Here is a 13726-nt window from a genome sequence, read left to right as displayed (position 1 = left end):
ATGCCTCTGGTTCCGACACCCCACCACCGGAACGCTTGATAGACTCCGTGCCCGCAGCTGGGCAATGACCACGTTGGTTCCGACACCCCACCACCGGAACGCTTGATAGACTCTGAATCCCGCTAAGTCATTGATTTGGCGGGATTTTTTCTAGAAAAGTTCAATCTGATCAGGCTCATCTGGGGCTCTTTTTGTAGCGTTCTTTCCAAAGAATTCTCGGGTCATTCCATACTGTTTGTCCGTCAACATGAAGAATGCCACGTGACCGTCTTCGGGAACTGATGGCTTTAAGCGGTCAATTTCTGCCTGCGCCGAGGCCATGGTTGGGAAATGTTTCAGGTAGACGGAGTATTGATGCTGGATGAAATTGTCCTTCAGAAGCATCTTTCTGAAACTGGTATAAGCCCGCCTTTCTTCCGTAGTTTGCACGGGCACGTCGAACACTGCCAGTACCCACATTACGCGCCATCCGTTGACGGCCATGGTCGTTTACTCATGAGGCAGGGCTAGTTCGCCCTTGCTGGATTCCAACACGCGAACATAGCTTGCAATTGTTTCCCGAACTCCAGGTAGTAGCCGATAGTCCTTTTTTCCAATCCGAACGGCCTGCTCGACGATGCGTGACATGGCCACGCGCGCCACCGCATCGAATTCGCCATCGGCGGCGCTGGGGCGGGCCACTCGTTCGACGACAAAGCGGTAAGGCTCCATGAAGTCGTCCGCAAGGTTGAATGGGTTTTCCGTGCTGTGGTGTCCGACGCCCAACTCGGGTGACAAGCCGGCCGCAACCAGTTCGCGCGCCACCAGGCTGCGCAACACCGCATAGCCAAAATTCAATCGAGCATTGACGGAGTCTTCTGCGCCTTGTTTCTCGCGCCTGAAGCCTGGTTCCGCGTCTTGCCACAAGTGCTGCCAGTAGTGGCGTGCCGCTTGGCCTTCGCGATGCGTCCTATCGGCTGTCTCAACCTCATCGACCATGCGTTCTAGGCGCAATGCCCCAGTTAATTCAAAGTGGCGCAGGTTTGCCGCCTGAGTACGAATGCGGGATCGCACAATTTCCTGCCAAAGGGCTTGGGACAGTGCGTCATCCAAATGTTTGATTTGCCTGCGTAAGCGGGAAGCCGCTGCGCGGTTGGCTTGGGTGGGAAGCATCAACGCACAGGGCATGTGTTGCGCGTCGGTCGCCATGATGGAGGCGCCTGCTAATGCCAGCTCTCGCAAAGTTCCCACACTCAGCAAAATGGTGTGATGGTGCAACACCAGTACTGCCACGTCCGCAGGGGCCACATAGGAGTCGGCCTTGTCGGCGCGACGAATCCGGACTCTGCCGATGTCGATGTTCAATTCGCATGGGCTTTCGATGAGGAGAATTCGGTCCGCGCTCATGCTTCAACTTGGAGCCGCATAACGTCCGTTTTGCTAAACCGCTTCGCGCCGGCTTCGGAGCCAAGCTGACTCCAACTGCGTGATTCAATCAAAGGTGCGGTACGAATTACCCCGCCAGCAAGTATTTGATGGACGAGATGGCGATTTCCGTGCTCGTCAACGACCGTGTCGCTCCGAAAAATTCGCTTGCGGACACGTGACTGGTCGAAGATTGGAGCATCTGCAGAGCGAACTGACACAGCATCATTGATCAATCCGACGTCATCTGAAATAAGTGCAACGTAAGCGTAGCCGTCGCTGAGGTAGTGTTTTTCCCCAAAGGCGCTCTCGCCATAGGGCCGCCCTTCCAAATTGATCTTGACGGCATCCTCGCCGTTCACAAAGCCACGACCATCGCGCTGATATACGCGAACTCGTTGGATCATGGTTCCGTATCGCGGATCTACAAAGTATGACGACAAAGCGGTTTTTACATCTTGTCCGGTTGAGACTCTGCGCTCAAACTCGGATAGCACTATGTGTCGAGTCTCCGTGCTCACGATGTTGGCAATGCCAGTACGCGTTTTGTCCAGCGCAAAAGTCTTGTCGGCCAAATTCAGAAGGTCGACCGATCTCACAACTCGGACTTTTCCATCGTCTGTATAAGACTTTGCGTAGGCCATCTTGTCGAAAAACGCCCCAGCTGCATATCGATCAGTCTTGTGCTTCACTTTCACATCGCGCACCAATCGCAGCGCCACCTCCCTGATATTCCGAACTGGTGGTTCGGGCGTTTGCCATGGTTTGATACCGCGCAAGCCAGCAGCACGTTGTTCCATGCGCTCCTTGTAGCCTTTGGCCATGTCCATGTAGAGGCTGCGGTCAGTCAAGCCAATGACCAGCGCATCGACCAAGTGGTGTCGATGATCGATTCGTTTGTCCATCCGGCGGTCGGTTCGTTCCACCTCCGGGCCATGATGGTTTTCCCAGCAGGCACGGAAGCGTTCAAATTCTTCGCGGGTAATCGGCTTCGGCGGCTTGTCATCATCAAGCAGGGGCAAATGGTTGTCCGGTTTTTCACTTTTGGGATCGACCTTGGTTTCTAGCCTGACTTGTGGAATAACGGTTTCCAACTTCCAAGCTCGGCGTAGCTGGGCTGTCAGCTCGCCTCGTGAGACGCTTACATCTTGGCAAATATCTTTCATCCACTGGCCGGTGAGTTTGGCAATCCAGGAGCTTTCTACAAACTGCCTTGCGGTAAAGTCTTCGAGAGATTTGTCGTTCAGTTTTTCGGCTTCATAACTTTCCGTCATCAAATAGTTGGCTTTGCGGTAACTGCGTTTGCGCTTCAGAATATTGGCGCAATTTTCGATGGCGCTAATTCGATCAGCGTCACCCTTAAAAGCCTCAAGCGGTACGCTATTTGCTTTTTCTGCGTTGCAAGTCCGATGTGCGATGACCACATGGGAGCGTTCGCGTTTTACCTGAGTCAGCGAGCGGGGCAGGATGTGATCCACATTGGTCGCGTTGCCGTCCAGAGCCTCGGCAAGTTCCATGCGCTTGCTGCAATACGGGCAGTGAAAGTCCTGTTCTTGCGCAAGCAGATAACGGAAGATGTCATTGTTTGTGGCCGTGCGGCCAGCCTGATTGCCCTCGATCTGACTTTTGGCATACAGGCGTGCTCGCCTGTGTTTGTCGATACCTTTTTCTTTTTCGCCACGTGCTTTCAAGCCCAATGCCATGTCGCGCGATAGCTCCACGATGACCTGTGCCGGGGGCTGGCCCATGGCTTGCAGGCATTGGTTGACCGCATGACGGACTACGCGTAGCGCAACGTCAACCACCACGTTGCCGGTGGGTGCGGGTTGCGGCAAATGCATCAATAGTTCGCCGGTAGGGGGTTGAGACTTATAAACCGTTTCCCGTGCGGCGTGTTCGTCGTAGCCTTCGCCATCCTGCATCTTCGCGGTGAGTTGCTTCATAGTCTTGATGCTGTAAGCCGCGCGACCCGTGTCAAAGCCCATCTTGCTCAGGCGATCAAATGTCCGTGACTCAAGCCACTGGTTGATGAAAGCGACAACTTCCGGCTTTGGCGGAGGCTCCATCCGCTTGTGCCAGTTGGTTGAATCCACGGACTCCGGGGAGCCAAGATTGGCGATGAAGTTGATGACGCGCAACTGCGTGATGGCGTCGAGGGCGATCCAATGACTCAACATGCCGAGCCCACTCATGGCTTTTGTTGTCCGATCTCCTAAAAGCGTTTCCCGGCTGAAGCGGTCCGTATTGAACTGACCGGGAAATTCCTGCCGTAAACCGGATTTTTCCAACGATTTGTAGATTTTTCCGAAGGTAAGCGCACCGTCCTTGTTCAGTTGCTCGGGGTCGAGCAACATTGCGCGAATGTGATGGCGTTGCTCCTTGCTCAGCACGCGTTGCATACGCCCCATGCCCCAGCGCAGGTCGGCCAATTGTTTCTCAATCCTGAAGGCCTGTGCGGCAGGTTGTGCCGCGGGCGCGCGGGCTAGCGTCGGCTCCAGCGAGCATTGGCCCACCATGCCTGCAACAGATTTCAACGGACGTTGGTAAAAAATCGCTTCTTTGAAATGCTGCTTGATTGGCAGCGTTTCCGACAATCCTCTGACCGAGTAGGCTGTGGCCTCGACATTGAGAATCGGATGATGTTTGGCTTGTTCACTCCATATGAGTTCAAACTCTTCTTCCAGCATCTCTCGGTGAGCGTAGAGCCCAAGTGCCTTGAGCTTCAGCGATTCCCGAGGTCCCCGTCCGGCATGCTCTGTATCGCCAAAGCGTTTGCTGAGTAACTCGCCCAATGTTGTGCAGGCGTTGTCTGCAAGCAGCGCCTGGAGATCTTCAATGCCGCCTTGTACTTGCCCGGCCTCTTCACTATCCTTCTTAACTTTGAAGCCACCCGCGTAGCCACGCCGCTTTGCGAGTTTGAGAAAAACATTCAGCAGATCAGGCAACTCGATACGTTGGTTGATCGCGTCTGCTCGCAAGGCGTGGATGTGTTGTCCGTCATCAGGGGCGACCTTGCTGGCCTTCAACCCGATCAAGGGTGCGAGATGCGCAATGCGGCGCAACCTGCGCGCCCGGCGTTCTGTCAACCGTCGTTGCTGGCGAGCCAGCCGGCGAGCGGCCTTTTTGGGTTCTCCTATGCCCCCAGATTTTGCTGGCAGCAAGGGCTCGGAGAAAATGTGAACAGCAAAGTGGGCGACATCAACTGGCTGTTTCTGGTCATCGAGAGCCAAGGCAACCAGGCCAAGTGAAGCCGTACCCACATCAAGCGCGAGGCGATATGCCATAACAAATCTTTCGTAAACAATTTGTTGCAAGCCTAACGAAACATTGGCATACTCACAACCCTATCGAGCGTTGCGGTGGTGGGGACTGTCGGCAACAAGTCTAAGGAGCTTGCTCCCGAAGACACAAATAAGAAACGGGCACTTCGGTGCCCGTTTTCCTTGGTACTTTGTCACAGCATTTGGCTGGCGTCCGTTATGGCTTGTTTCAGGGGGTTCAGACCGAGTTTGGGTGTAATTGTGGCGCTCACGCCACCAGTGGCGCCTCCTGCATGGCTTCGGTTTGCTCTTCCAGCATGTCGATCTGGCCCTTCCAGTAGTCGCTGGAACCGAACCACGGGAAGTTGATCGGGAAGATCGGGTCATGCCAGCGCTGCGCCAGCCAGGCGCTGTAGTGCACCAGGCGCAGGGTGCGCAGCGGCTCGATCAGGGCCAGCTCGCCCCGGGGGAATTCGCGGAACTCCTCGTAGCCATCGACCAGCGCACCGAGCTGCAGCAGGCATTGCGGGCGATCGCCTGACAGCAGCATCCACAAATCCTGAACCGCCGGCCCGCTGCGCGCATCGTCCAGATCGACAAAGTGCGGACCCGCGCCCTCCAGACCTTCCGGCGTCCAGAGAATGTTGCCCGGGTGGCAGTCGCCGTGCAGGCGCAGGCTGCGGATGTTGCCCACGCTTTCAAACACCGCCTGCGCAACACTCATGGCTTGTTCGAAGGCCTTGAGCCAGCGCGAGGCCATGTCCAGCGGCAAGTAGTTGCCGGCCAGCAGCAGGTCGCGGCTGGCGTGCCCGAAGGTCTGCAGGTCCAGCGCGGGCCGGTGTTGGAAGGGCTGCGCACTGCCGACGGTGTGGATGCGCCCGAGGAAGCGGCCTATCCATTCGAGCACGCTGAAGTCTTCCAACTCGGGCCGGCGGCCGCCTCGGCGTGGTGAGACGCTGAAGCTGAAGCCATTGAAGTGGTGCAGGGTGCGGCCGTCAATCGTCAGCGCACCGACCACCGGAATTTCGGCCGCCATCAGTTCGGCCGCGAACGCATGTTCTTCGGCGATCTGCTCGTCGCTCCAGCGGCCGGGCCGGTAAAACTTGGCGACCACGATGTCGCCGGCAGCATCGCCTGTGCCCGCCGGGGTTTCGAGGTGCACCTGGTAGACCCGGTTTTCGTAACTCGACAGCGCCATCAGGCGGCCATCGCCCAGCAGGCCCAGGCTGGCCAGCGCATCGAGCACCACGTCGGGCGTGAGCTTTTCGTAGGCGTGCAGTGCCTCGGGCGGCATGGCGGTTGGGGGCAGGTCGGTCAGAGGCTCGTCAATCATGCCTCTATTGTCGTTGCTCACACGGTTTGTGAGTCAAAAGTGCCTCCAGCCCCCGTCAGTCATGCGCAAGCAGCTATTAAAATAATAGCATCTTTGCGGCAAATCAAAAGGCAAGGATGTGTCCGGTGCGCGGGTCGCCCTGACCGGCCAGCACCTGCTGGTAGGCAGCGGCCACGGCGCCGTCGCCCTGGTGGCGCTGGACCTGCAACCAGGGCGTGGGATCTTGCGCGACGCGTGTGCTGAAGGCCTGCCAGGCCTCGACCAGACGCTGGCCCAGACCTTCCTTGCCCCAGTCTGCACTGCGCTTCTTGATCTGCGCTGGCGCAAAAAACAGCGTGGCGCGGGGGCCGGGCAGGTCCTTGCCACCGCCGAGCTCGCTGACGTGGGTGCCGCCGATGGCGCAGCTGTACTTTAGATTGGTAAAGCGGCTGTGGATGGCATGGCGCAGTTTGGCGTTGCCGGCAAAGTCGATGTAGATGGTGGCGCGATCGGCGGGGATGCTCTCCAGGTGGTCGTAGCTCAGCACCCGGCTGTAACAACCGAGGCTTTCGCAGAAGGCCACGTTGCCGGGCGAGGTTAATCCGATGACTTCGATGCCCGGGCGCTGGGCCAGCTGGAAGGCCGTGCCGTAAGCCGTTTTGCTCGATGCACTGGACAGCAGCATGGCGACGCCGGAAGCACCGAAAAAATCGTTGTCGGCGAGGAAGTCGTCGATCAGGAAGGAGGTGATGAACAGCGGCCGCAGCAGCGCCTGCAGCGCTTCGGTGGATGAGGTGTAGAACGGGTCGGTGTTGCAGCGCAGGTACTGGTTGTACACCGGGTGCAGCTCGCGCCGGTGCGCTGCGGCGTCGTAAAAGCCGTTGCTGTCCAGCCGCGCAGGGCTCAGCACGGCTTCGGTCGCCATCGGGTAGTAGCCGTAGATCTTTTCACCGACGGCCACGCCCGGATGTAGCGATTGCACCACTGTGCCGAAACCCCAGACCGGGATGATGCCCCAGTCATCCTCGCTGGTCGGAAAAAACTGCCAGTAGTTCATGGCGTCGCCAAAGGCGGCATAGGTGATGTTGTTGGACGTCAGCGCGAAGGAATCGACATGCACCCGGATCTCTCCGTCGGCCAGCGGGCTGGCCTCGGCGACGTGGAGGCGGGTTTCGGCAAGATGGGTTTTGCGAACGAGGAGAGTGGTGGTGGACATCTGGATAACTTTCGCCTTTCAGGCTGCGGTGGTCGCCTTGGGAACGGCCCGGCGGCTCATGCGAGCAAACATAAGCGAAAAAGCCCACCGGCTCAACACAGGCGGGCCGCTTTGGCGACAGTGCGAAATCAGACCAGAGTGATGGTCACGTCGATATTGCCGCGGGTGGCGTTCGAGTAGGGGCAGACCTGGTGGGCAGCGTCAACCAGGGCCTGTGCAGCGGCACGGTCCATGCCTGGCAGCGTTACGTCCAGGCGCACGGCGATGCCGTAGCCTGCCGGGATTTTGCCAAGATCAACGCTGGAGTCGATTGACACGTCATCCGGGACAGTGATCTTCTTCATGCCGCCGACTGCCTTCATCGCGCCGATGAAGCAGGCAGCGTAGCCCGCAGCAAACAGCTGCTCAGGGTTGGTGCCGGTGCCGGCGGTGCCGGGCGAGCTCAGCGTGACTTCCAGCCGGCCGTCGTCGGTTTTGGACTTGCCGTCACGGCCACCGGTGGTGTGGGCTTTGGCGGTGTAGAGGACTTTTTCGAGTGTGGTCATGGTGGTTCCTTTGAAGTTTGCTTCGGGATGAAGCGGATTGAAAAGCGTGAGAAAGCGGATTTATGCGACCAACCGCAGGCGCAGGGCCTGCATCTGCAGGGTCAATGCGGTCAATTCGGGAATGGAGCAGTGGCTGGCTTCCAGAATGCAGCCGGGGATTTTTGCAGCGCGGCTTTTGAGCTTGCGGCCGGCAGCCGTCAGGGTGATGTGGACACGGCGTTCGTCCTCGACGGCGCGTATGCGCGCAATCAGGCCGGAGGCTTCGAGACGTTTGAGCAGCGGCGTCAGCGTGCCTGAATCAAGGTAAAGGCGCGCGCCGATCTCCGACACCATCAGGCCGTCTTGCTCCCACAGCACCAACATGGCCAGGTACTGCGGATAGGTCAGGCCCAGCTCCTCAAGCAGGGGCTTGTACAGCTTGGTCATGGCTAAAGAGGTGGAGTACAGCGCAAAACACAGCTGGTTGTCCAGCTTGAGCATGGCATCGGATTTGTTGGACATGGTTGTATTTTAGCTCGCAATTAAATTGTGTGCAATATAAAAAATCCTACGCTCTCCATGTCTGGAGATGGCCCCCAACGCTAGACTTCAGGGACATGCCCAAAAACACCCCCTCCCGCGCCAGCCAGCCTGCGCGTCCGGCTGCGCCGGGCAAACCGGCACAGGTGATTGAAGAAATCCGACCGGGCCAGTCGATGGAGCTGCTCAAGGAGCTGCACATCCTGACGCGCGAAGGAAAGCTCAATCAGGACACGCGGCGCAAACTCAAGCAGGTCTACCACCTGTACCAGTTCATCGCGCCGTTGCTGGAAGAAGTCGCAGCGGATGGCAAACCCTTCACGCTGGCCGACCATGGCGCCGGCAAGTCCTACCTGGGCTTCATCCTGTACGACCTGTTTTTTAATGTGGCGCATGCCGGCAAGACGCCAGTGGGAAAAATTTATGGCATCGAGACGCGCGCCGAACTGGTGGACAAATCGCGTGAACTCGCGCAGCGTCTGGGTTTTGCCAACATGGCATTTCTGAATGTGTCGGTGCAACAGGCCACAAGTTCAGCGGAATTGCCAGCCCAGGTGGACATCGTCACAGCCCTGCATGCCTGCGACACCGCCACCGACGATGCGATTGCCTTTGGCCTGCATAAACAGGCGCGCCACATGGTGCTGGTGCCGTGCTGCCAGGCCGAGGTTGCCGGCGTGCTGCGCAAAAACAAGGCGCTGAGCCTGTCGAAAAGTCCGCTGGCGGAACTCTGGCGCCACCCCCTGCACACGCGTGAGTTTGGTAGCCAGATCACCAATGTGCTGCGCTGTCTGCAGCTCGAAGCCCATGGTTACCAGGTGACGGTTACCGAGCTGGTGGGCTGGGAGCATTCGATGAAAAACGAGCTCATTTTGGCGAGTCGGCCGCCCAAGCCCAGCGAGGGCAACACACGCGCCGCACAAACCCGGTTGCAGCAGGTGCTGACGGAGCTCAATCTGCGTGAGCTGACAGCACGTTTTGCCTCAGCGCGCTGAGGCCAGCCTGAGCACGGTGGCATAACCGGCCTGAACCTCCATGTCGGCGGTGAAGCCGCGGGCTGCCAGCAGGCGGTGCGCGCGTGGCAGGTTCCAGCAGGGGATTTGCGTGAACATGTGGTGCTCGCAGTGGTAGTTGACCCAGTAGGGTGCGATGAACAGGCGCTCCAGCAGGTTGGCGTGGGTGGTGCGCGCGTGGCGCAGCGGGTCGGTGCCGTTTTGCTCAATCAACGCATGCTCGGCAATATTGCGCAGGCGGCTGACCAGCGGCAACCAGGTAGCCATGGGCAGCAGCCACATCAAGACCCAGGCCCACCACAGGCCGGCTGCACTGAACAAAACCAGGCCCACGCCGTTGCTGATCAGGAAGATGCGCTGCTGCCGGAGCTCTGCAGCGATCAGCGGCCAGGCAGCTTCTCCGCTGGCCCGGGTTTTCAGTTTTTTTAGCAATCCGCCAAAGCGCTGCTTGACGAATGTTTGCCCGCTCAGGTCGCGGATGATCTTGCGCCGCAAAGAGCCGGGCGTGATGGGGAAGGGCGCTGACAACACCAGGTCAGGGTCTTCGCTTTGCTGGACGAAGCGATGGTGCTGCAAATGGTAGGGACGGTAGATGTTGAGCTCATGACCGCAGAACCACAGTGCCAGTCGGTCGTTGACGGCGCGGTTGACATGCAGCAGCCCGTGCGCGGCGTCGTGCATCAGGATAAACAGGCCCAGCTGGCGGTTGCCGATGATCACCACCATGAGGGGAATGCTCAGCGGCCAGATCACCCCCACTGCCATGGCCGCGCCTGTCACCAGCCAGCAGTGCGCCACGAGCGCGATGCCTTTCCAGGAGGATCGCGCGGTCAGCGCCTGCCATTCCCCAGGGCTGAAGAAGGTGTCAGCTTGAACGCGTGCGGCGGCGGGCATGTTTGTCCTTTGCGGCGGATTTGACCACCTGAAGTTGCGGGCGGGCGTTGGCCGGAGGGTCTTGCGGCGCCGTGTCATCACTCAGCAGCGCCAGCATGTCCCGCGCGCTGACTTCGGTGCCCACGCCGGTTGCAGCGCCGCGCAGCACCGAGCCCAGCGCCAGTGCCCAGAACCGGCGGGCACGCAGGGCCGGGTCGTCGTCGTGCGGCCAGTGACGCAGGTCGCGAATGGCGGCATAGGCGCGGTCGCCTTCGTTGTGCAGGCGCTCGAAAGTGCGTTCGATCAGCGGCGCCAGGTCTTGCCGACGCCGTGCCAGCGTCAGCGCCTCGATAAACAGCGCCAGGCCCGGTGAAGCCACCACGCTTTCAGCCAGCGCACGTGTGTAAAGCGCCAGCGTGCCGGCCTGTGCGGCCGCATGCTCAGCCTGCTCGCCCGTGTAGAGAATTTCGCGGCAGGCGGCCTCGACAAACAGCGCTTCCTTGGTGCGAAAGTAATAGGTCACCTGGCTGGGAAAAGCGTCTGCGGCCTGCGCAATCTCCGCGACCGACACGCCGCTCAGCCCGCGGGACTTGAACAGTTCAACTGCTATGTCCAGCAGATGCGAACGCATGCGCCGGCCCGGCTCGCGCATGGCGCGGGCGTCGGCTTCGGTCTCTGGCGGCAAGGTGTGAGGCATGGCATAAATGTATGCCGTACAAACAAGAACGTCAATGAGGTCTTTTGGCGGTCCTTACTTTTCCCCTGCAAACCGGGAACTCAAGCCCTGAATCGCCTGCGCGTCAGCGCCAGCGCCACCCAGAACCCGGCCACGGTGTACCCGACCAGCACCAGGCCGTGCCGCCAGGGGGCTGACGGCCACTGGTCCATGAACAGCGGGCGGATGATTTCCACCGCGTTGGTCAGGGGCAGCCAGTCGGAGATGATGCGCACCAGGTCTGGCAACTGCTCGCGCGGGAAAAAGATGCCGCTGAGAAACATCATCGGCGTCAGCACCAGCGTGAAGTAGTAGGTGAAGAAGTCGTAGCCCTTGGCCAGCGCGTTGAAGATCAGCGCCATGCACGAAAACATCATGCCCACCAGCAGCAAGATGGGCCAGGCCAGCAGCAGCTTGGGGCTGTGGCTGATGCCCAGGGCCAGCATCACACCTAATATGGCGGTCACGGTAAAGAGTGCCTTGAAAGCCGCCCACAACATCTCCGCCAGCAGCACGTTGTCCAGGCTGACCGGTGCGTTCATGATGCCGTCCCAGGTTTTTTGCACATGCATGCGCGAAAACGCGGAGTACAGCGCCTCAAAACTCGCCGCATTCATGGCGCTCATGCAGATAGACCCGCTGGCCAGAAACAGGATGTAGGGCACGGGGGTGCCGCCGACGGTGATTTCGCCCACCAGTGCACCCATGCCGTAACCAAAGGCCACCAGCCACATCAGTGGCTCGGCGATGTTGCCCACCAGGCTGGGGATGGCGAGCTTGCGCCAGACCAGCAGGTTGCGCATGAAGACGGGCCACCAGCGAGCAGACAGATCGGGTGCTCGGAAGATCGACTGATTCATCATGCGTCCTCCCGAATCTGCCGGCCTGTCAATTTCAGAAACAGGTCCTCCAGGTTGGCAGGCCGGTGCAGGGTGCGCAGGCTGGCATGTGAGGCCAGCCGGTCCAGCACCGGGCGGGCATCCTGGGTGTAGAAAAACACGGTTTCACCGCTGACTTCCACGCGTGCGGCCAGCGCGCGCAAACTCGCGTGCTCGGGAGATTGCGCCAGCGCCAGCGCGCCCGTGCCGTACACCTCGACCACGTCGGGTTCCAGGTGCTGCGCAATCAGTTCGCGCGGCTTGCCTTCTGCAATTTTTTTGCCGTGGTCCAGCACCAGCAGGCGTGAACACAGGCGCTCTGCCTCGTCCATGAAGTGGGTGGTCAGCAGTATGGACTTGCCCTGTTGCAGCAGCAATTGCAGGCGCTCCCACATCAGGTGGCGTGCTTGCGGGTCCAGTCCGGTGGTGGGCTCGTCAAGCAGCAGCAGGCTGGGGTCATTGACCAGCGCGCGGGCCAGGCTCAGCCGCCGCCTCATGCCACCCGACAGCTCGCCGGGCTTGCTGGACGCCTTGCCTGTCAGGGAGGCAAACTCCAGCAGGCCCGGAACACGCGCACGAACCTCGGCTGCGCTGATGCCGAAATAGCGGCCATAAACCTGCAGGTTTTCTGCGCAGCTGAAGTCAGGGTCCAAGGTGTCAAACTGGCTGACCACGCCGAGTCTGGCTTTGATGGCCAGGGCATCCTGCGGCATGCGCAAGCCGCGCTCGGCGCCGTTCAGGGCGTAGCTGATCTCGCCTGCGTCGGGTGCGGTCAGACCCAGGCACATGCGTATGGTGGTGGTTTTGCCGGCACCGTTAGGGCCGATCACGCCCAGGCATTCGCCCGGCGCAATCTCGAAGGACAAATCATCCACCACCACGGCACTGCCATAGTGTTTGCGCAAGCCGCGGATCTGAAGAAGGCAATCGCTCATGCGGCTATTGTTGCCCATACGCGCCGGGCATCGCCTGTGTCTGGCTCAGGCGTCGTCACCGTAATCGTGGTCGGGGTGGTTCACCACATCGAGTTTCCAGTAGCCCCGGCCCACGATCTGGCTGCGGCTCACGCCCAGCTCGTCCACCAGCTGCTGGCGGATACGGCGCATGGCCGCTGCTTCGCAGGCCAGGTAGATGCGCGTGTCAGGCCCCGGCGGCGCCAGCGTGCGCAGGGCTGCGGCCAATGGCTGGCCTGCGGCCCGGTGGTTGGTGCCGCGTGCCAGCCAGCTGACTTCAAGCTTTGCCGCGCTGTGCAACGGGCGCTGCTCGGCATCGCTGATCACTTCCAGCAACACCCGGGCACGGGCGGATGCCGGCAGGGTAGCCAAAATGGTTTCGACCGCAGGCAGTGCACTGTCATCAGCGAGGAGAAGGTGCTCAGTGCAGGCTGTGTCCGGCTGGTAGCCAGGACCGGGACCCATCAGGTACAAGACCTGGCCGACGCTGGCCTGTGCCGCCCAGGTCGAGGCCGGTCCTTCCCCGTGGAGCACAAAATCAACATCGACCTCCAGCGCTTCGGGGCGCACGGCCAGCGGCGTGTAGGTCCGCATGGACACCGCACGCGGGCCGTCGGGCAGCGGCCGTACGGGCTCGGTCTGCCCGGGTTCCGGGAAGATCAGCTTGATATAACTGGCGGGCCCCACCGGCGGAAAACCTTCCAGCTCCGCGCCTTTGAGTGTGATGCGGCGCATGGCGAGGCTCAGGACTTCAACGCGACTGACTTCTACCCGGCGCGGCGGGCGGCGCTTGCGCGCAGGGGCTTCGGGGTTGGGGCTTGCTGGAAGGGAATGGGTAGTGGTCAAAAAAATGTCCCGGTTGGCAGTTGCTTAATGCGAACCATTGTTATCTGAAAGCGATGAGCTTTGCGTCTATGGGGGTAAAAGGACCGAAGGCCCTGCGGGGCGGCACTTCTTTCCCGTCAAGTACAGTCGCAGTGACGCGGCCGGTGACCCGGTTCTGCTGGCGTCGCCAGCCGGTTTCCTTCCACTTCCTAT

General features: G+C 60.1%; 13 protein-coding genes. 1 reads left to right on the top strand and 12 read right to left on the bottom strand.

Annotated elements, in window-relative coordinates; genetic code table 11:
* Window positions 1–150 precede the first annotated feature (150 nt).
* From cas2 to H0W47_RS03155, 7 genes are all read right to left on the bottom strand, one after another.
* The gene (cas2, locus tag H0W47_RS03185; protein ID WP_296920606.1) at window positions 151–483 is read right to left on the bottom strand and encodes a CRISPR-associated endonuclease Cas2; all 333 of its coding nucleotides are present in this window, start codon (window positions 481–483) and stop codon (window positions 151–153) included.
* 6 nt (window positions 484–489) lie between these two features.
* A complete protein-coding gene (cas1, locus tag H0W47_RS03180) occupies window positions 490–1386 on the bottom strand; it encodes a type II CRISPR-associated endonuclease Cas1 (protein ID WP_296920603.1) in 897 nt (298 codons plus the stop codon).
* On the bottom strand, window positions 1383–4688 hold the full coding sequence (cas9, locus tag H0W47_RS03175) for a type II CRISPR RNA-guided endonuclease Cas9 (RefSeq protein ID WP_296920600.1): 3306 nt from the start codon (window positions 4686–4688) through the stop codon (window positions 1383–1385). The genes cas1 and cas9 overlap by 4 nt, the downstream gene beginning before the upstream one ends.
* A 244-nt stretch (window positions 4689–4932) precedes the next feature.
* The gene (locus H0W47_RS03170) at window positions 4933–5997 is read right to left on the bottom strand and encodes a serine/threonine protein kinase (protein WP_296920597.1); all 1065 of its coding nucleotides are present in this window, start codon (window positions 5995–5997) and stop codon (window positions 4933–4935) included.
* A gap of 103 nt (window positions 5998–6100) precedes the next feature.
* Window positions 6101–7192: a DUF2855 family protein gene (locus H0W47_RS03165; RefSeq protein ID WP_296920594.1), complete on the bottom strand. Its 1092-nt coding sequence runs from the start codon at window positions 7190–7192 to the stop codon at window positions 6101–6103.
* Between the two features lie 128 nt (window positions 7193–7320).
* Complete coding sequence (locus H0W47_RS03160; RefSeq protein ID WP_296920591.1) at window positions 7321–7737, bottom strand: organic hydroperoxide resistance protein; 417 nt, start codon at window positions 7735–7737, stop codon at window positions 7321–7323.
* 60 nt (window positions 7738–7797) lie between these two features.
* Window positions 7798–8238, bottom strand: a complete 441-nt coding sequence (locus H0W47_RS03155) for a MarR family winged helix-turn-helix transcriptional regulator (RefSeq protein WP_296920588.1) — start codon at window positions 8236–8238, stop codon at window positions 7798–7800.
* A gap of 95 nt (window positions 8239–8333) precedes the next feature.
* Here H0W47_RS03155 and H0W47_RS03150 point away from each other — a divergent pair, with 95 nt between their 5' ends.
* Window positions 8334–9251 (top strand): SAM-dependent methyltransferase, encoded by a 918-nt coding sequence (locus H0W47_RS03150; RefSeq protein WP_296920586.1) that lies wholly within the window; start codon window positions 8334–8336, stop codon window positions 9249–9251.
* Here the strand turns inward: H0W47_RS03150 and H0W47_RS03145 are convergent.
* The 5 genes from H0W47_RS03145 to H0W47_RS03125 all read right to left on the bottom strand — a co-directional run bounded on the left by H0W47_RS03145 (window position 9240) and on the right by H0W47_RS03125 (window position 13534).
* Entirely contained in the window at window positions 9240–10163 is a 924-nt protein-coding gene (locus H0W47_RS03145; protein ID WP_296920583.1) for a fatty acid desaturase family protein, read from the bottom strand. The genes H0W47_RS03150 and H0W47_RS03145 overlap by 12 nt on opposite strands.
* Window positions 10135–10839, bottom strand: coding sequence for a TetR/AcrR family transcriptional regulator C-terminal domain-containing protein (locus H0W47_RS03140; protein WP_296920580.1), 705 nt, complete (start codon window positions 10837–10839; stop codon window positions 10135–10137). The genes H0W47_RS03145 and H0W47_RS03140 overlap by 29 nt, the downstream gene beginning before the upstream one ends.
* 80 nt (window positions 10840–10919) lie before the next feature.
* The gene (locus H0W47_RS03135; protein ID WP_296920578.1) at window positions 10920–11717 is read right to left on the bottom strand and encodes an ABC transporter permease; all 798 of its coding nucleotides are present in this window, start codon (window positions 11715–11717) and stop codon (window positions 10920–10922) included.
* Window positions 11717–12670 carry an ATP-binding cassette domain-containing protein gene (locus H0W47_RS03130; RefSeq protein WP_296920575.1) on the bottom strand — a complete coding sequence of 318 codons (954 nt, stop codon included), beginning with the start codon at window positions 12668–12670 and terminating at the stop codon, window positions 11717–11719. The genes H0W47_RS03135 and H0W47_RS03130 overlap by 1 nt, the downstream gene beginning before the upstream one ends.
* Before the next feature lie 45 nt (window positions 12671–12715).
* Window positions 12716–13534 carry a siderophore-interacting protein gene (locus H0W47_RS03125; protein ID WP_296920572.1) on the bottom strand — a complete coding sequence of 273 codons (819 nt, stop codon included), beginning with the start codon at window positions 13532–13534 and terminating at the stop codon, window positions 12716–12718.
* Between the last annotated feature and the right edge of the window lie 192 nt (window positions 13535–13726).

The sequence above is a fragment of the Polaromonas sp. genome (assembly GCF_013817205.1).
Lineage (GTDB): Bacteria > Pseudomonadota > Gammaproteobacteria > Burkholderiales > Burkholderiaceae_C > Polaromonas.
Note: the sequence above shows the minus strand (reverse complement) of the source record. Positions and strands in the feature narration are given on the sequence as shown.